We start from the raw sequence: 16,720 nt of genomic DNA, 5'->3' as shown, positions 1-16,720 counted from the left end.
TTAGCGCCCTCCCACTGTTATTGAATCAACTTTTATATGAGGTTGGCCCACAGTGACGTTGACACTTCCGCTTACAGATCCACAAAAACCTGCTGCAAGATCAAGATCATTAGCACACATTGAAATTCTTGGAAGTATCTCTTTTGCCTCACCAATTAAAGTGGCGCCCTTAACAGGTTGGTCAAGCTTTCCATCCTTTATTAAATAACCTTCCTCAACTGAGAAGTTGAATTGACCAGTTGGACCAACACTACCTCCACCCATAGACTTACAGTAAAGTCCATTATCAACACTATTAATTAGTTCTTCAGGAGAATAATTGCCTTCTTTAATGTAAGTATTTCTCATACGACTTGCAGCAGCAAACGAAAAATTTTGTCTCCGGCCACTACCAGTTCTAGGATGTCCAGTCCTTAGAGAACCAGCTCTATCAGAAAGGAATTGTTTTAATATTCCATTTTCAATTAATAATGTATTTTGAGGTTCCATGCCTTCATCATCCATAGATATTGAACCAAACGCATGATTTGAAAGTCCTTCGTCTACAGCACTTACTGCCTCGTGAGCAATAGGTTTGTTTATTGAGTCATGAAAAGGTGATGTACCTCTCTCAAGCTGAGTCGTTTCAAGAAGATGACCACAGGCTTCATGGAATATGACACCGCCAAATTTATTTGCAAGAACAACAGGCATTTGACCTGCTTCAACATATCCAGCATAGAGCATTTTCTGAGCACTCTCGTTTAGTTCACAGGCACTTTGATCGATATTCCAGTTTCTTAGATCATTAGGGTTACCAGAGCTTCCATACCTTCTTGCAGAAGTCGATCTATTTTTATCTTGTTGTGCAATTACGTTCATACCAACGGTTTGATGAAGGCGAATATCCCTTGCAAAAACACCATCAGAGGCAGCAACGAGAACTTCTTGCCAATTTCTTGAATAACTAGCTCTTCTTACCTGTAGATTTTTATTTTTATAAGAAAGTAATTTAGTAGCATCCAAAAGTTTGTGTGTTGATTCCTTTAGCCCAGGTGAATGAGTTAACCAATCATTCTTTTTTGCACCAAAATCCTTAAAATCTGATAAACCATCAAAACTACGTTTAGTAATTGATCCAGAGACTAGGCCTAGCATCCCTAAAGCTTGATTTAAAGCAAAGAGAAGCCCAGCTTTGGATAAGTCATTAGTACTCACAAAACCATCTTTTTTTCCTAGAAAGACCCTAATACCAGCTCCAATTCCGAATGATGGGCTTACATTAGAAATCTCATCTTGTTCGGCTAGGAGCGAAAGATTGTCTGATTTTTCAAGAAATACTTCTACCAGGTCAGCTCCGGCTGATTTTCCTAGAGATAATAAATCTTCTATTTGTGGTTTTAATGTTGCGTCAAATGTATGAAATAACAAATTTGCATCTTGCTTAGTTAGTAATGAGTTAGTCAATTTTTTTTTTCTTATTATGGCATTTGATTGGCTTAACTGTGTATTTGAAGATTACTTAGAAATATTTTTTTTTATTTATTGATCGAAGCTATAAAATAAATTAAGAGTAAATGATATTAACAAGCAAAGTATCAGTTCGCTCCAATCCATTTTTGACCATTTAATCTTTGAAGTACTCTAGAAATTAATAATGGTAAAGTAGTCTTCTTTTCATCAATCAGAAAGGATTCAACAACGCTTGGATCTGAATTTGATTCTGATAATAATATAGTCTTATCTGAAGTTAATATTTCTTTATTAAAACAAAGCCAGAATCTTCTTTGTTCCGATATTTCACAAAAAACCATCCAACAATTACCTCCAACGACTGGTCGACTACCTTGTATTAGTTTTATATCAATTACTGAAACACCTTTATTTTCAATAGATGACTTTAAACCAGGAATTAAATGATTATTTATAAACTCATCAAAGGGTTTATCCTCAAGCTTAGGAGGTTTAACTGGTTTTTTCGGAATTGATGAAGCTTCTACATTCGATGCTGATGCAGATGCCGCATTAGTTACTTGTTTTATGGATTCAATTTTTTTGACTTGTTCCTTGTTTTCCATAAAGATTATATTAGCAAAAATCTTAAGTTGATTGTTGAGTTATTATTGTTTAAAAATATTTGTGTTTTAGCTACCAGCTTGAAAATGAATTATCATTCCAGTCAGACAAGTTATTCGTATCTTGATTAAAAGATTCACTTTTCTCATCCCGATCAAAGTTTGATTCTTCATAGTCATTACCAGTATCATATTTAGCTCGATTATCTTTATCAGCAGTATTATATCTTTCTATTTTACCAATCACTCTAAATTGTGCATTAACGGTAGGTGACGGATCATTCATATCTCTTTCAATTAAGGTTTTTTCATCAGATTCTTTGAAATATGAATCATTATATTGCCTTCTATCATCAGTATAATTTTTATACTTATACCCTAATGATTTATTCTTAAAAGATTTATCTATATTCGCTAGACTAGTTGTTAATAAATATGATAATATAAATCCAATTCCTGTCGAGGCTGCAAGATATGTTCCTAATGAGTATGACGGAGTATTCCAAATAAATATTCTTAATTTAGTGGTTTCTTTCTGATTACTATTATATAAAAAAAATATTAATACTAAGGTTGATATAAATGGTATAGTTTTAGTTAATAATTTTAATTTCATTTATTTGGACCATTCCATCTTTTTATATAATTTAAGTCCTCACCAAGGGAATCAAACAATCTAACCACAATAAAATCTATTAAATCATCAATAGTTTGTGGATTTGTATACCATGCTGGAATTGGTGGCACAATTAATGCACCTGCAGTAGCTAAACGTTTTATGTTTTCAATATGAATCAAACTTAATGGAGATTCTCTTGGAGAAATAATTAAAGGTCTGTTTTCCTTTAAATGAACATCGGCACATCTCTCAATTAAATCTAAAGAAAAACCAGAAGCAATTCTACCCAATGTGCCCATTGAACATGGAACGATTACCATCCCCTTTGTTTTGTGGCTTCCGCTTGCAATTGAGGCTGAATGATCATTCCATCTATGACATCTCAACTTTCCTGATTTAACTCTAAATAGATTCCTCCAATAATCAGATTGAGCTTTTGGTTCAACTGGGATATTAATATTACGTTCACTTTTAGCAACTTCATATGCGCCTTTACTGAGTATTAAATCTACAGAGCGATTATTTTCTAACAATAATTGAATTGAGCGTTCCCCTATTTGCATAGCAGAAGCTCCTGTGATTGCAATTACAATACTATTCATTAATTTTAATTTTGAGAGTCAGAATCAACACTGATTTCATTTTTATTAATTGACTCGATATCTTTGGCCTTAACAAGCTCTAAGTCAATTTGATTTTTTAGTATATCTACTTTTAAAACCCTAATATTTACTTTTTGGCCAAGTTGATATGTCTTTTTACTCTTCCTTCCTATTAAAAGGTTTTGTCTAGATCTATATTCATACCAATCATCACCAAGAGTACTAACGTGAACTAAACCTTCTGCTGTTAAATCTTCTATTTCAGCAAAAAAACCATAACTTTGTACTCCGGTTATTATAGCTTCTACATCATTACCGATAATTCTTTGGGCTTCTCTACCTTGGGCAATTGAAATAAGATTATTTCTAAATGTTTTAGATTTTTTTCTGGTTTCATTTAAATTATGAATTAAACGTAAATCAGAATAATTATTAATATTTTCATTAATTTTAGATGAAAAGACATCCCAATTTAAATCTTTCCAACTATCTTTTTTCCCTAACTCAATGATATCCTTACTTCTACTTGATGCTTTATTTTTACCATCATTTAAAAGTGTAGTTAATATAAATTGATTAAATATATTCCAATAATTTAAGGTCGGGCAGCACCAGGGTGATTCAATATTAATTGTTGTTATCTCAGAATCTAAATCACTTGTTTCTATATGAGAATTAGGTTTGAAAAGTTTTAAATGAATTCCTGGAATTATATGTTTAAGAAGTTTATGAAGGATCTTTTTCTCAGAACTAGTTTCGAAGGATTTAATTAATTCTGATGTTGTAACTGAACCATCAATATTAACATTAATATTATTATCTAAAGCTATTGCAGATTTAGTTAGTTCATTAATAGCGGATGCATCAATTTCCTCATGCTCTTTATAAATAAATGGTAATTTATATCCTAATAGATGCTTGGCCAAAATATTGTTAGAGAGCCTAATATATATATCAATAATTGATTGAGGGTCAGTGCAATTATATGTTCTAGACCATCCGTGAAAGTCTCTTCCAGGAAATGCTTTATGTAATTCATTTAGTCTTTCTAAATTAGGAATATTTTCGTCTAATTTGATGGATGATTTGTTATTTGAATTAATTTGTTTTGATGTGTGTAAAATTGTATAGATAACCTCTAGATTGTCTTTAATGTTTTTAAGTGCAATTGGAATTGACTTTGATGTCGCTTTTCTATTAACAATAGTTTTTAGGTGTGTTGTAGTAATAATTTTTATTGGCTTAATAATACTCTTGCTAAATTTCCAATCAATTACATGCCCATCACTATTAATATCAACCATTAACGAGATGGCTTCATTTACCTCATTAAGTTTGAATTTTGAGGCTGATCTTAAAGACTCATTTAGAAAATCAAGCCAATTATTTCCTAAGCAAATAATTTCCCCTTTTTCTTTAAGAAATTGATCTAGTTTTCCACCTAAATTAATCCTTTCAGAAACTGTAGGAGAATGAATCCAAATTCTATTACCCCCTTCATTTGGCTGCGCAAATATAGCTGGTAATGATGGAGAGTTCTCAGATTCCCAACTTTCAAATAATAATGAAGGTTGAGTAGTTAGGTCTTCTCTTCCTTTTATGGGAATTTTCTTGGGAGCAACTTTTGGTGGACTTATTTTTCTAGATATGTTGTTTTTTGAAAGTAATAATTCTATGTCACCTTCTACACCGGCATTTATAGGTAATTCTCTAATTATTGATCCTTTTGCATTAAATTGAGCAATTGGATATTTAATTATATTTATTTCATAAATATAATCTTTACTTGGCTCCCTTTTTTCTTTTTCATTTTCTAACTCAATAATAACTGGAATCCTATCGTCTAAAGGGAATGCCCTTAAGTCCCCAGTAGATTTATCTAATTCTATCTTTGCAAGCAAAGTATCATTATATCTATTTAATATACATTGAATAGAACCTTCAGGTGCTCTTCTTTTTACACCTGGTTTTGTAATTGATACAATAACAGAATCACCATGCCAGGCATTATTCAAGTTAGCTTCTCTGATGTAGATATCTTCACCTTGATCTTCTCTAACAACAAAACAATAGCCCTTACTGCTACAGCGGACTCTCCCTTTTATCAAGCCAATATCACTATTAACCGTTAGTTTATCATCACTAATAAATTGGACTATACCTAACTTTGAAAGAGCCTTGATTGCTATGTGTAATTTATCTCTATCAAGTTTCTTGGTAAGCTTTAATGACTTTTCTAACTTAGATACTTCTAATCCACCTTCTCTATCAAGACTTTCTAATATTTGTAAAACTGATGTCATAATAGGATGGCTAATTAATAAATTTAATTTTATTTAAGTCTTTAAAGTAAAAGACTTGCTTATTGAAAAGAATTGGTTTACTAGCTATCACAAGTAAACTCATTTTTGCTTTTTGCTAAAAGCTTAATACCTATAATTAAGAATACTATTCCAGATAGCAGTTTGAGTATGAATGCAGGAACAAGGTTTGCAATAGAGCCTCCTGCCAAGGCTCCTAAAAGAGTAGCCAATATGAGGGCTAATGAGGATCCTATAAATACTGCTAATGGCTTATTGGTCGTACTACTTAAAGTTATTGTTGTTAATTGTGTTTTGTCACCCATCTCAGCTAAAAATACAGTAACAAAAGTTGTAAAAAGAAGCGTTAGAATCATAAAATTTTGAACAAATACTATTTTTGCATAAAGTCAATAAAACCTTGTGTTACCAGGTATATACCCAAACTTAACATAATTACCCCTGAAAGAACCGTAAACCTTTGCCTGGGAAGCTTATTTGCGATCCATCTACCGATAAGAACTCCAAGAAGACTTGTTGTGATAAGTGCAAGTGCTGCACCTATGAAAATTATTAATGGTCTGCCAGACTGAGCAGATAACATTAATGTGGCAAGTTGTGTTTTATCTGCTAACTCAGCCAGAAATATTGTACTAAATGTGGTTATTAATATACTTAAAAAGGAAGTTGAATCATTTGTGTCTGCCTTTTCGAGTTGAGAATTTGAATTACCCATTACTTCCAATTAAGTGATGTTATTTTTTTTAATGCGTATCATTAATTCTATATTAGATAGATACTGAAAATGATCAAGCTATTAATAATCTAACTATGATTAATGTTTTTTTTCAGGGTCATAGATTACTTTACTAAATTTATGAAAAAATCACTATCAATGTTCTTAGTGCCTGTGCTTATTGTAGTCGGGGAAGATTCTCAATATCAGAAAAATACAACCTGATATGAGTTAAGATCAATATTTTTTAATTATTGTGAAGTAAAGTCTGATTGTTTAGTAAAATATTTTCAGTTTTAAAATCATCATGGGAAACCTCTTGCCTCTTGTAGCAGTATTTCTTGCAGGACCAGCCATCATCGCATTGATCTTCTACAGAAGAGGTGTATAAAGCACTAGGAAGCTTTGCCAAGTGCAATTTCAGCAAAAGCAAGAATCTTTTTAGCAAACGCTAATTGATTTTTATTAATATTCTTAGAGTTCATAGAAAAGTCTGAACTGATGCATTCGCCTTTGGTATTAGTTACTAAGACTTCGCTATTATCGTCTAATTGACATTTATAAATTCTTTTATGTATTTTTAAATCTATAACATTAGTATAAGTTTTTATATCAATAATATTTAATTGTAGATTGTTAGTTTGTTTCCATTTGTTTAACTCAATATAAAAAGCAATATCAATTAAATCATTTTTTTTTAGTTTAGTAGTTTGATTCCATTTTATTGCAGTAATTGAGCTAGTACCATCATTTAAAGTCATCTTTAGATGTCCACCATTAAGTAGGGAGATATTTGTGATTTTACATTTCCTTGTCCAAAAAATTGGGGCAGGATTCCTAATTCCAAAGGGGGACATCAGTAATAATTGTCTATAAAAATCATGGTTTATATCAACAAAACGTATGTAAGCGTCTGGCTTTATAGTCTTATTTAAATCTATATTTTTAAATTCATTTTTAGCTATATTGTCGAGCCTTGCCATCAATTTAACTATATTTTCTTCTTTTATTGAAAATCCTGCGGCATCAGAATGTCCACCATGAGCTATTAGAAGATCACTACATTCTTTTAAAGCTAGATTAACTTTTAATCGGGAATTAGATCTTATAGATCCTCTATATTTTCCATCACTTGCTAACGCGAGTATTGCAGTAGGTAAATTAAACTTATCAACAATTCGAGCAGCAACGATTCCAATAATACCTGGGTGCCATTCTCTTTTAGTGATTACAAGAAACTTGGTACCATTGAAATATTGAGTCTTTGCAATTTCAAGCGCCTCTTCTTCTATTAGGTCAGTAAGTCTTTTTCTTTCTTTATTAATATCAAAACACTTATTAGCAATTCTATCTATTGATTCTTTAGATTTATTTGTAAGAAGATCTATTATTATCTTTGGATCACTTATTCTACCAACGGAATTAATTAATGGAGCAATCTTATAACCTATATCTTCTGATGTTATTTCGTTTTTATTAATTGATAGTTTTTTTATAATAGATTTGACTGCTTTATTATTTGTGCTAGATATTTTGGGCAAAAACTCTTTAAGCCATTTTCTATTGGCTCCTTTGAGGGGAGCCATATCAGCAACAGTTCCAATACTAAAAAGAACATTTGCGGTTGTGTTATTGATATCAGAATTTAGCTTATTACATATGTTTTTACCTAATAGGTATGCAATCCCAACACCAGCAAGATATTTATAGGGAGAGCCATTAGGAGTATTTTCTGGGTGAATTAATGAGTGAATATCTAACTTTTGATCAGGAATTCTATGATGATCTGTAATAATTAAATCTATACCAAATTCTTTTGACTTTTTAATTGCATCAAAGGCTGAAATTCCGTTGTCAACTGTAATAATCAATTTTATTTGTTTACTATTAATATCAGAGATCATATTCACATTTAAGCCATAACCTTCTTCCTGTCTTGAAGGTATATATGGGATTACCTTTGCGCCATGTAGAGATAATAATTCAACTAACAGGACAGTACTTGTCATACCATCAGCATCATAGTCTCCACATATAGCGATTTTATCGTTTCTAGAACATGCATCAATTATTCTCTCTGTTGCTTTTTTTAATTCATTGAAGTGAACTTCTGGATTAGGAAGTTCTTTAGGTGTTATGTAGTCATCCAGTTCCTTATTTAAATCAAAACCTCGTCTAATTAATACTTTCTGCAAAATGTAGTTTAAAGAGCAATTATCTTTTTCTGTTTCTTTTACTGGTTTTGGTAATATCCATGTTTTAACTTGATTATGGTCAGTTTTCAAAAGCTTAACCTAGTTTGATTCTTTGTTAGTAAGAATTATATTTGAATTATGCAAAAATAACATGAAAGAATTAAAAGCTGTCTTTTGGGATGTAGATGGAACAATAGCCGATACTGAGTTGTGTGGGCATAGAGTTGCATTTAATTTAGCCTTTAAAGATTATGAGTTGGATTGGAACTGGAACGAAAAAGAATATTTGAAACTTCTAAGAATATCAGGAGGTTTAAACAGAATAATCCACTATCGAAACAAAATACACAGCAACCTGACTGATAGCCAATGTTCAAAAATTCAATCAAGAAAGCGCATACATTACGAGAAATTAATTAGATCGGGAGAGATTAAAGTAAGAGAAGGCGTAATAAGACTAATTAATGAATTGGCCAACTTTAATGTAGGGCAATTCATTGTTACGACCAGCGGTAGACAATCTTTGGAACCTTTTTTAGAGTCTTCGTTGAGTTCGCAATTAAAATTTTTTTCCGGAATAATTACTTATGAAGATGTAAGTAAACACAAACCCTTTCCAGATGCATATAATTTAGCAGTTCGATTAAGCAAGAAATCTAAGGTAAATAGCCTAGTAATTGAAGATTCTAAAATTGGTGTTCAGGCTGCCAAGGCAGCAAATCTTAGTTGTCTATTGACACTGCCACCTTGGACAAGCTCTATACAGAACATATCTAATAAAGCTAATGCTTGTGTTAATAGCCTTGGAAATATAAAAAATCCTTCTAAATTAATTTACGGAGAACCATTAATTAGTAATAATGTAGATTATGAATATTTGACCGCTATTATTAATAAAAATGCAGAAAACTAAATTTAGAAAACTGATTAATTTTATTTTTACATTTATTAATCCTCTAATATCTGATTCTTGGAGTAAGAGAAGTGTTCTTCTTCTATCTTTACTCTTTGGTTATTATTTTACTAACAGTATACTTTCTTATTTATTAGATAAATCTGTTAATACAATATTGCTTGCTATTCTAATATTAATACTTATGGAGTTATTTATAAGATCATCACTATTGTCAAAATATAGTAAATTATCAGTAATTATAATCTCAATTAATAATTTCAGAATTGGCTCAACCTATGCCCTTCTTCTTGAAGCTTTTAAACTTGGTTCGTAATTAAATCAATCAGATTCCTCCTCTGATGACTCATCCATAGGATAAACAAAGCCTTGTGCTCTACCAGTAAGAACTGATTTTCCTATAGATAAAGCCTTTTCTGCAGCCACAGCAGCTTTGCCTTTCCAGGTTGCATGTCTTTGGTTTCTCTTTCCTTTAGAGGTTTTTTTCTTAGGTACCGCCATTTCAACTCAACATTAACAATTCAATATCTTATAACGTCAAGCACCAATTTAACAAAATACCTTTAAACAAAAACCATCGACTACTCTTTTTTTCTTTAAAAGCTCTGGATAGTTTAGAATTTGACTATAGTTATATATAAATACTTTTGAATCTATAAATTTAATAATCAAATGAATAATAGTTATAGTAAATTATTAAAGGATATTGAAAGTGGTGAGATAGTATCTATTCTTCTAATCCCAAATAGAAGAGAGGTTATAGTTGAATTTAGAAATTCAGAGAAGAGAGTAATTCCAATATTTTACAATGATCAGAAAATTCTCCGACTATCTGAGGAGTATAGTGTTCCACTTACGGTAAAAGATATTAGGTCAGAACAGCGTTTAGCTAGTTTCATTACTGGCCTTGGTCTAACATTTATATTTATTTTATCGCTTTCATTTCTAATTAAAAGATCATCCAAGTTGTTAAATAACATGCAGAGTTTTTCTCGCCGATCCTCTCAGGTTAAAGAAGATGATATTAGAAATATCACATTTGATGATGTAGCTGGGTTAAATGAAGAATCTGATGAGTTAAAAGAAATAGTAACATTTTTAAAAAATCCAGATAAGCTCATTGAACTTGGCGCAAAAGCTCCCAAAGGAGTCTTGTTAGTTGGTCCGCCCGGAAATGGTAAAACTTTATTAGCTCGTGCAATAGCAGGAGAAGCAAATGTTCCATTCTTCTCCATTTCTGCATCAGAATTTGTTGAAATGTTTGTTGGTGTTGGAGCTGGAAGAGTCAGAGATCTTTTTAAAAGTGCAAAATCAAAATCACCATGCATAATTTTCATTGATGAAATTGACTCAATTGGTCGTCAGAGAGGAGCTGGGATAGGAGGGGGGAATGATGAAAGAGAACAAACACTTAACCAATTACTAACAGAGTTGGATGGTTTCAAAACTAATAATGGTGTTATTGTCATTGCAGCGACAAATAGGCCTGATATTCTTGATCAAGCCCTAACAAGGCCTGGAAGATTTGACCGACGTATCGACATTTCACTACCTGATAGGAAAGCAAGGCATAAAATCTTGTCTGTCCATGCAAGAACAAAACCTCTATGTGATTCTGTTAATCTCATGGAATGGGCAACTAGGACTCCAGGTTTTTCAGGAGCTGACCTACAAAATCTTTTAAATGAGGCAGCAATATATGCCGCCAGAAACAATAAATTAAAAATAAGTTCTATTGATATAGATCAAGCTCTTGAAAAAGCTCGTTTCGGCTTATTAGCAAAACCACTTTCAAATAGTGCGAAGAAAAGACAGATTGCATATCAAATTATTGGTAAAACATTAGTAGCTTTATTAATTCCATCTCAGGATAAATTAGAAAAAATATCATTATTCAAGTCTCTTGGTGATATGTATGGACTGACTTATTTCACGCCCGATGAGGAGACTATTGATAGTGGACTCCTAACACGACGTTACATTTATAACAAGATTGTAATTTTACTCGGATCGAGAGCTGCCGAAATTGTTGTTTTTGGATCCAAAGAAGTTACGCAAGGTTCTCAAAGGGATCTAGAGAATGTTTACTATTGGGCTAATCAAATGGTTACAAGATTTGGTTTCTCAGACCTTGGTCCAATTGCTTATGATGCTGAAAAAGATTCAATATTTCTAGGAAAAGATATTATGAAAAATATAAAAGAATATTCTCAACATACAAGTAAAGCTATTGACAGGCAAATAATATCAATATCCAAAAAAGCTCTAAATCATGCTATTAATCTGTTATCAGATAAAGTTACTTTAATGGATACACTAGTTGATGAACTAATAGAAAATGAAACACTTGAATCTGAATATATTATTAACTCACTTAACTCCTATCTTTCTGCAAAATAACCAATTAGAAAATATTTATTTTAGAGTGCAGAAAAGTATTCTTTGCTTCCTTTAGGGTCTTCTTTCATAGTCTTGTCACCAGGCGTCCAGCCTGCAGGACAAACCTCGTCTGGATGAGATTCAACATATTGGTAAGCTTGTAAAATTCTTAGAGTTTCATCAATATTTCTACCAACAGGTGCCTTGTTAATGGTTGAGTGCATGATGACTCCCTTTGGGTTAATTATAAATAAACCCCTGTCAGCTTCTCCATCCTCGTTTAATACATTATACGATTGGGAAATTTCACGCTTTAAGTCTGATACGAGAGGATAGTTAATATCGCCAATACCTCCTTCATTTCGAGGTGTTTGGATCCAAGCTAGGTGTGAAAATTTACTATCAACAGATACACCTAAAACTTCAGTGTTTTTACTACTGAAGTCGCTATATCTGTCGCTAAATGCTGTAATTTCAGTGGGACAGACGAAAGTAAAATCTAAAGGGTAGAAAAATAAAACCACATACTTTCCTCTGTACTGAGAAAGGGTAATGTCCTTAAATTCTTGATCAACGACTGCAGTAGCAGCAAAATCTGGTGCTTGCATACCTACCCTTAGGCACTCATTTGTCGTCATGGAACTTGTTGCGTATTTTGATTGGTTTGGAGGGTAAAGAACTTCCCCTTTTCCTTTTTATAATTTATCATGTTAAGACCAAAGAAACTTTGTCTCTCTAACTAAAGGAGAATATTCTATAAAAATGAATGAACAAATAAGTTGGGACCCATCCCTTGTTAAAAAATACAGTTCATCAAATCATTTTAAGTTGTTAAATCAATTAAGAAGTGAAGTTAAAAAGTATCCCTTAAATAATAAAAAGAATTTAAAAGCAGATCAAACTAGGACGAGTATTCAAGATCTCAAAAATAAAACAAATTATGAGCACCACCAAAATACATCAATAGCAAACTACTCCAATAAAAACATTGATAACAATACCAACAACTCTAATGTTAGTTTTAATAATTCAAAGAATTTTTCTATATATAACCAAACTAATGATAATACAATGATTCGACAAAGCGATAGTTTCTCAAGTGATAAATCAAATTCAAATGACGGCTCTTCATCTATATCCTTCAAAGAACGTCTTAATCAGATAGACATGAAATAGTAACTAATTTTTAATAACTCATAGTAAAACCAATCTTAATAATACAACTAGAAATAAAAATGCTAGTGAAAAATTAGGCAAAATCATTGTTTGATATTGCTTTAATCCAATAATCAGATGTCAGTGGAGAGACTTGAACTCTCGACCTCAGCGTTATGAATGCTGTGCTCTAACCGGCTGAGCTACACTGACTAGGGGATACACCCATAACAAATATGAGATTTACCCTAGCTTTTAGAAAGAAAAAAGTTCCTTGAACCAGAGTAATCAAATCTGAAATGATAAGGTATCATTCAGTATAATAATTCAGGATGGTCATCTACGGAAGAAATCTTTAGATCAAAATTTTTTTTGATCTCTAGGAATAAAAAAACTTTTGAAGCTGACGTTATTGAATTTATTGAAAATCATGAATCCCTTAACCTTTTCCGAGGAGAGTTGATTAAAAAGAGAAAAAAGCACTAATTAAAACTACAAAAAAATTATATATAAAATAGTTATATATGAATAAACAATATCATAAAATATGAATTAGGAAAAATAGTTCCTATTACTCCTAAGTTTTTAAAGGAAAGAGACAATAGATATTAAAAAGTTTATTCTTCGATTACTGCGTAAGTCTAACAAAACACATTATTAGAAAGAAAATAAAAACCTGAACTTCTTAAGAGTACTTTATATAATCAACCAGAACAATTAATTTATATAATGTTAAAAACCGAAACATTATTTCTTACTATTACTATGCATTTTTTATGTTTTTAGTGATCTACTAAATATTGCAATTACTAAAGGAAATTGCAATATGTATATTGAGGGTGATCGGAATATAAAGAAGCTTCCCCAACAGCAAGCTTCGTCATCCTCAACTATTTATGGGTTTATACGCTCCTCTATCCATTCATTTTTTCTTATCCATCTTCGCCTTATATGAACTGGTTTATGAAGAACCAATTGATCAACTTGAATTATTTCGATTTTCAAAATAGAAAAATTATTTGATATTTCTTTATTGGCTTTAAATGATATGTCATTTAATTGGCCAAAGACAAATTGATCCCCAGGACTTGGCCAGTTCCACATAGCCTTCGATTTATCACTTAGTTGATCCCAATGACGCCGATTTTCAGTGCTCAATTCAATTGATGATTTTCCTCGAAACCTAAATTGGCATTTTGAGTTAAAAAAAAGCCAACATATTTCAACGTTATTATTCAATGCTAATTCATCAAATTTCTGACTTCTATTGTCACTATATATCAGCATTTCGAAGGATTTACTCCATCCTCTAAAAACTACTGTTCTAACTCTTGGTGTATTATCTGTTCCTATTGTGGCTAATTGAATCCAATTTGAGGAATCAAATTTTGATTCTTTCCTCTGAGCAGAGCTAACAAATGATAACCATGGAGGCATAATAGATAAGGTAGACATTATAGATATATAATATTAAAATTATATGTTCAGATTAATTTTTTAATTGATACTATTTAGTTGCCTTAAATAATAATACAAGTCTTAATTACATATTTTTTTATAAATAATTTATTAGGATTCTTCATCTTCATTTCCAACCCTAACTTCCACACCAACAAAAGTTGCAAATAGAACTATGAATAAGCCAATAATCGATTTCCATAAAACAGTATGACTTACTGGATCAGGAGATTGAAAGAAATCTGGAATCATAACTCAATAATACAACTATTTCTCTTCTTCCCAATCTTCTTCTGCCTTATCGAGAAAATCTTCAACAGTATTATCAAAGGTTTCAGCTACAGACCTCAACATTTTTGAAATAGTTACATCTGGACAAGCTAGATCTTTTTGGATAGCTTCAGCACAGTCTTTGATATCTTCCCATGCATCAACAAGAATTTGAGAATCTTCTGGCTTCCAATCATCTGTCATAGATCAACTCCCCGTCAAATATTGATAATAAAATATCTCATCACCAATAAAATTTTAGCTTTATAAAAGCGTGTAAATGTCTTGGTTTCTACATTTACATCCAAGGCCCAAGCTCAACTGTTAGCTTTTGAGCCATATGAAAAACAAATCAAGTCAAATTAATAAGCTTCGTTCAAATGATGACGTAGCATTTACTAATACTGCTCAAGTCCAACAAGCGTTAGCTCAACTAGAGGCGAACCTCTCTAGAGAAGAAAATCAAAAGGTCACAGAAAAATCCCAAAAAAGATAGTTCCCCTTGTGTCAAGAAGTTTCAAACTTATAATTCTTATTTACGAATTTTGAAAAACACCTATAAATAAAATAGACATTAGATTTTTATCATGCTATTGCCTAAGCCTGTTAGACCAGTTGATTCTGAAAAGAAAGGAAAGGACAGTTAGACTTTATTGAATCTGTTTACTTAATTTTGTTAATGAAAGAACATAGGAATGAAAATATCCCTATGTTCTTTTTTTTATGTAACAATAAATATTAATATCAAAACTTATATATTATTTGAGTATGAAATCTAAGGATATATTAATTCACACATATCAATTAATAGTTATAGTAAACTAATGATTAATCAACAGATCATGATTCTTTCTATTGACATCTAGAAAATGTTTGGCAAATTTGTTCTTGTATTCTTCCTATTAGTTCATTAGTTGCTTATCTAATGCTTATTAGGAAAAATTCATATTCTCACATTGTCTATGAAAACTGCATCTATAGAACTTCAAAAACTTAGAACCATGGCTGAGAAGTCATTGAATAAAACAGCTGAACTCCAACAGGTTTTAGCCCAAATAGAAGCGAACCTCTCATTAGCTGAATGCCAAAAAGTTAAAGAAAAGACTAATCAAACTTCAAACATCAAACTTTAATCATCAAACATCAAACATCAAACATCAAACATCAAACATCAATAAATTATAAAATTTTACCGATTAGTAACTAAACCGAGACTAAACCGAAAATCAATAACACCTTGAAATTTAACTAAATTTAGTTAAATTAATACAAACACTTAAATATTTTTTAAAAAATATTTGAATAAAACAGCTTTTCTTCTAAATTCTAGACTTTTCCTTAAAAAATTCTACAATAATGATTTGTAACTGTCAGCACTGCGTCGAAATTAGAAAACAGATTATGAGAGCAGAAAAAAGGCAAGAATTTTTATTTAAAGAAAGGAGTTCTAAATTAAATATTAAATAGATATTTATTCCTTATATGGAAATACTGGTATGGATATTCTTATTTGTTTTTTATCGTCTATCATTGTTTTTTCCTCATTAAACTGAATATCAGATTTCTTAATAGATTTATTTTTTTGTTCTTCTAATTCTTCAAGATTTATAAAAAAGAAATACAATACAATTAATAAAAAATATGGTAAGAGATTTTTAATATTTTTTAGTATCAACCCTATTAGCTTCATATTTTAATCAATTGTTTATATATACTATAATTCATTATTAAAATCTATGCAAAGTTTTATTGAGGTTTCATATTAAATTAATAACAAACGTTGGGTAATAAGATATAAATTTAATTATTCATAGAAGCTCAACTTAATAAATATTAATGTTGTCTATTAAATGGTGATCGATTTAAAAGATATAAATTTTAGAAGCAAATAATATTAACAAAATAAATTTTATCAGAAATATAGTAATTAATTGTCCCTTTTTTCTATGGAATAAGTTACGATGAGAACAAATAGTAGTTATTTTAATAATAATCTCATATTTGATATGTTTTCATTAGCAACAGCACTCTTTTTGCCT

General features: G+C 30.9%; 20 protein-coding genes and 1 tRNA gene. 7 read left to right on the top strand and 14 right to left on the bottom strand.

Annotated features, from left to right (window positions below):
• From AC6EI0_RS01885 to AC6EI0_RS01855, 7 genes are all read right to left on the bottom strand, one after another.
• Positions 1-1,410 (bottom strand): TldD/PmbA family protein, encoded by a 1,410-nt coding sequence (locus AC6EI0_RS01885; RefSeq protein WP_498523486.1) that lies wholly within the window; start codon positions 1,408-1,410, stop codon positions 1-3.
• 167 nt (positions 1,411-1,577) lie between these two features.
• The gene (locus AC6EI0_RS01880; protein ID WP_498522818.1) at positions 1,578-2,057 is read right to left on the bottom strand and encodes a DUF2996 domain-containing protein; all 480 of its coding nucleotides are present in this window, start codon (positions 2,055-2,057) and stop codon (positions 1,578-1,580) included.
• 70 nt (positions 2,058-2,127) lie between these two features.
• Entirely contained in the window at positions 2,128-2,670 is a 543-nt protein-coding gene (locus tag AC6EI0_RS01875) for a hypothetical protein (RefSeq protein WP_498522817.1), read from the bottom strand.
• Positions 2,667-3,275: a flavin prenyltransferase UbiX gene (locus AC6EI0_RS01870; protein ID WP_498522816.1), complete on the bottom strand. Its 609-nt coding sequence runs from the start codon at positions 3,273-3,275 to the stop codon at positions 2,667-2,669. The genes AC6EI0_RS01875 and AC6EI0_RS01870 overlap by 4 nt, the downstream gene beginning before the upstream one ends.
• Before the next feature lie 5 nt (positions 3,276-3,280).
• Complete coding sequence (locus AC6EI0_RS01865; protein ID WP_498522815.1) at positions 3,281-5,578, bottom strand: RNB domain-containing ribonuclease; 2,298 nt, start codon at positions 5,576-5,578, stop codon at positions 3,281-3,283.
• An 80-nt stretch (positions 5,579-5,658) separates the two neighbouring features.
• Positions 5,659-5,952, bottom strand: coding sequence for a TMEM165/GDT1 family protein (locus AC6EI0_RS01860; RefSeq protein ID WP_498522814.1), 294 nt, complete (start codon positions 5,950-5,952; stop codon positions 5,659-5,661).
• Positions 5,953-5,969: 17 nt separating this feature from the next.
• The gene (locus tag AC6EI0_RS01855) at positions 5,970-6,311 is read right to left on the bottom strand and encodes a TMEM165/GDT1 family protein (protein ID WP_498522813.1); all 342 of its coding nucleotides are present in this window, start codon (positions 6,309-6,311) and stop codon (positions 5,970-5,972) included.
• A 307-nt stretch (positions 6,312-6,618) separates the two neighbouring features.
• Between AC6EI0_RS01855 and psb30 the strand changes: the two genes are divergently transcribed.
• Positions 6,619-6,702 carry a photosystem II reaction center protein Ycf12/Psb30 gene (gene psb30, locus AC6EI0_RS01850; protein WP_071813363.1) on the top strand — a complete coding sequence of 28 codons (84 nt, stop codon included), beginning with the start codon at positions 6,619-6,621 and terminating at the stop codon, positions 6,700-6,702.
• A 4-nt stretch (positions 6,703-6,706) separates the two neighbouring features.
• Here the strand turns inward: psb30 and recJ are convergent, their stop codons facing one another.
• Positions 6,707-8,596 (bottom strand): single-stranded-DNA-specific exonuclease RecJ, encoded by a 1,890-nt coding sequence (gene recJ / locus AC6EI0_RS01845; RefSeq protein ID WP_498522812.1) that lies wholly within the window; start codon positions 8,594-8,596, stop codon positions 6,707-6,709.
• A 61-nt stretch (positions 8,597-8,657) separates the two neighbouring features.
• On the opposite strand from recJ, the gene AC6EI0_RS01840 reads away from it, so the two are divergent.
• Both AC6EI0_RS01840 and AC6EI0_RS01835 read left to right on the top strand, forming a co-directional pair.
• Entirely contained in the window at positions 8,658-9,419 is a 762-nt protein-coding gene (locus tag AC6EI0_RS01840; protein WP_498522811.1) for an HAD-IA family hydrolase, read from the top strand.
• Positions 9,406-9,735 carry a DUF565 domain-containing protein gene (locus AC6EI0_RS01835; protein WP_498522810.1) on the top strand — a complete coding sequence of 110 codons (330 nt, stop codon included), beginning with the start codon at positions 9,406-9,408 and terminating at the stop codon, positions 9,733-9,735. The genes AC6EI0_RS01840 and AC6EI0_RS01835 overlap by 14 nt, the downstream gene beginning before the upstream one ends.
• A 5-nt stretch (positions 9,736-9,740) precedes the next feature.
• Here AC6EI0_RS01835 and rpmF read toward each other — a convergent pair whose 3' ends face one another.
• On the bottom strand, positions 9,741-9,920 hold the full coding sequence (rpmF, locus tag AC6EI0_RS01830) for a 50S ribosomal protein L32 (protein WP_498522809.1): 180 nt from the start codon (positions 9,918-9,920) through the stop codon (positions 9,741-9,743).
• Between the two features lie 171 nt (positions 9,921-10,091).
• Between rpmF and ftsH the strand changes: the two genes are divergently transcribed.
• The gene (ftsH, locus tag AC6EI0_RS01825; protein ID WP_498522808.1) at positions 10,092-11,819 is read left to right on the top strand and encodes an ATP-dependent zinc metalloprotease FtsH; all 1,728 of its coding nucleotides are present in this window, start codon (positions 10,092-10,094) and stop codon (positions 11,817-11,819) included.
• A 20-nt stretch (positions 11,820-11,839) separates the two neighbouring features.
• Here the strand turns inward: ftsH and AC6EI0_RS01820 are convergent, their stop codons facing one another.
• Positions 11,840-12,436: a peroxiredoxin gene (locus tag AC6EI0_RS01820; protein ID WP_498522807.1), complete on the bottom strand. Its 597-nt coding sequence runs from the start codon at positions 12,434-12,436 to the stop codon at positions 11,840-11,842.
• Between the two features lie 124 nt (positions 12,437-12,560).
• Between AC6EI0_RS01820 and AC6EI0_RS01815 the strand changes: the two genes are divergently transcribed.
• Positions 12,561-12,974, top strand: coding sequence for a hypothetical protein (locus AC6EI0_RS01815; protein ID WP_498522806.1), 414 nt, complete (start codon positions 12,561-12,563; stop codon positions 12,972-12,974).
• A gap of 118 nt (positions 12,975-13,092) precedes the next feature.
• Here AC6EI0_RS01815 and AC6EI0_RS01810 read toward each other — a convergent pair.
• The 4 genes from AC6EI0_RS01810 to AC6EI0_RS01795 form a co-directional block, all read right to left on the bottom strand.
• Positions 13,093-13,166: transfer RNA gene (locus AC6EI0_RS01810), tRNA-Met, on the bottom strand.
• Between the two features lie 681 nt (positions 13,167-13,847).
• Positions 13,848-14,408 carry a pyridoxamine 5'-phosphate oxidase family protein gene (locus AC6EI0_RS01805; RefSeq protein ID WP_498522805.1) on the bottom strand — a complete coding sequence of 187 codons (561 nt, stop codon included), beginning with the start codon at positions 14,406-14,408 and terminating at the stop codon, positions 13,848-13,850.
• 114 nt (positions 14,409-14,522) lie between these two features.
• Complete coding sequence (locus AC6EI0_RS01800) at positions 14,523-14,663, bottom strand: hypothetical protein (protein ID WP_498462725.1); 141 nt, start codon at positions 14,661-14,663, stop codon at positions 14,523-14,525.
• Between the two features lie 15 nt (positions 14,664-14,678).
• Positions 14,679-14,885, bottom strand: a complete 207-nt coding sequence (locus tag AC6EI0_RS01795; protein ID WP_498522804.1) for a hypothetical protein — start codon at positions 14,883-14,885, stop codon at positions 14,679-14,681.
• A 136-nt stretch (positions 14,886-15,021) separates the two neighbouring features.
• Here AC6EI0_RS01795 and AC6EI0_RS01790 point away from each other — a divergent pair, with 136 nt between their 5' ends.
• Both AC6EI0_RS01790 and AC6EI0_RS01785 read left to right on the top strand, forming a co-directional pair.
• The gene (locus AC6EI0_RS01790) at positions 15,022-15,177 is read left to right on the top strand and encodes a hypothetical protein (protein WP_498522803.1); all 156 of its coding nucleotides are present in this window, start codon (positions 15,022-15,024) and stop codon (positions 15,175-15,177) included.
• A gap of 466 nt (positions 15,178-15,643) precedes the next feature.
• Entirely contained in the window at positions 15,644-15,814 is a 171-nt protein-coding gene (locus tag AC6EI0_RS01785; protein WP_498522802.1) for a hypothetical protein, read from the top strand.
• Positions 15,815-16,720 lie beyond the last annotated feature (906 nt).

The sequence above is a fragment of the Prochlorococcus sp. G5PB11 genome (assembly GCF_059772425.1).
The sequence above is the reverse complement of the archived record's forward strand: the minus strand, read 5'-3'. Positions and strand labels throughout refer to the sequence as shown.

Coding starts and splice junctions, on each gene's coding strand:
- AC6EI0_RS01880 (WP_498522818.1), bottom strand. CDS start 2,057: ATGGAAAACAAGGAACAAGTCAAAAAAATTGAATCCATAAAACAAGTA.
- AC6EI0_RS01875 (WP_498522817.1), bottom strand. CDS start 2,670: ATGAAATTAAAATTATTAACTAAAACTATACCATTTATATCAACCTTA.
- AC6EI0_RS01870 (WP_498522816.1), bottom strand. CDS start 3,275: ATGAATAGTATTGTAATTGCAATCACAGGAGCTTCTGCTATGCAAATA.
- AC6EI0_RS01865 (WP_498522815.1), bottom strand. CDS start 5,578: ATGACATCAGTTTTACAAATATTAGAAAGTCTTGATAGAGAAGGTGGA.
- AC6EI0_RS01860 (WP_498522814.1), bottom strand. CDS start 5,952: ATGATTCTAACGCTTCTTTTTACAACTTTTGTTACTGTATTTTTAGCT.
- AC6EI0_RS01855 (WP_498522813.1), bottom strand. CDS start 6,311: ATGGGTAATTCAAATTCTCAACTCGAAAAGGCAGACACAAATGATTCA.
- psb30 (WP_071813363.1), top strand. CDS start 6,619: ATGGGAAACCTCTTGCCTCTTGTAGCAGTATTTCTTGCAGGACCAGCC.
- AC6EI0_RS01840 (WP_498522811.1), top strand. CDS start 8,658: ATGAAAGAATTAAAAGCTGTCTTTTGGGATGTAGATGGAACAATAGCC.
- AC6EI0_RS01835 (WP_498522810.1), top strand. CDS start 9,406: ATGCAGAAAACTAAATTTAGAAAACTGATTAATTTTATTTTTACATTT.
- rpmF (WP_498522809.1), bottom strand. CDS start 9,920: ATGGCGGTACCTAAGAAAAAAACCTCTAAAGGAAAGAGAAACCAAAGA.
- ftsH (WP_498522808.1), top strand. CDS start 10,092: ATGAATAATAGTTATAGTAAATTATTAAAGGATATTGAAAGTGGTGAG.
- AC6EI0_RS01820 (WP_498522807.1), bottom strand. CDS start 12,436: ATGACGACAAATGAGTGCCTAAGGGTAGGTATGCAAGCACCAGATTTT.
- AC6EI0_RS01815 (WP_498522806.1), top strand. CDS start 12,561: ATGAATGAACAAATAAGTTGGGACCCATCCCTTGTTAAAAAATACAGT.
- AC6EI0_RS01805 (WP_498522805.1), bottom strand. CDS start 14,408: ATGTCTACCTTATCTATTATGCCTCCATGGTTATCATTTGTTAGCTCT.
- AC6EI0_RS01800 (WP_498462725.1), bottom strand. CDS start 14,663: ATGATTCCAGATTTCTTTCAATCTCCTGATCCAGTAAGTCATACTGTT.
- AC6EI0_RS01795 (WP_498522804.1), bottom strand. CDS start 14,885: ATGACAGATGATTGGAAGCCAGAAGATTCTCAAATTCTTGTTGATGCA.
- AC6EI0_RS01790 (WP_498522803.1), top strand. CDS start 15,022: ATGAAAAACAAATCAAGTCAAATTAATAAGCTTCGTTCAAATGATGAC.
- AC6EI0_RS01785 (WP_498522802.1), top strand. CDS start 15,644: ATGAAAACTGCATCTATAGAACTTCAAAAACTTAGAACCATGGCTGAG.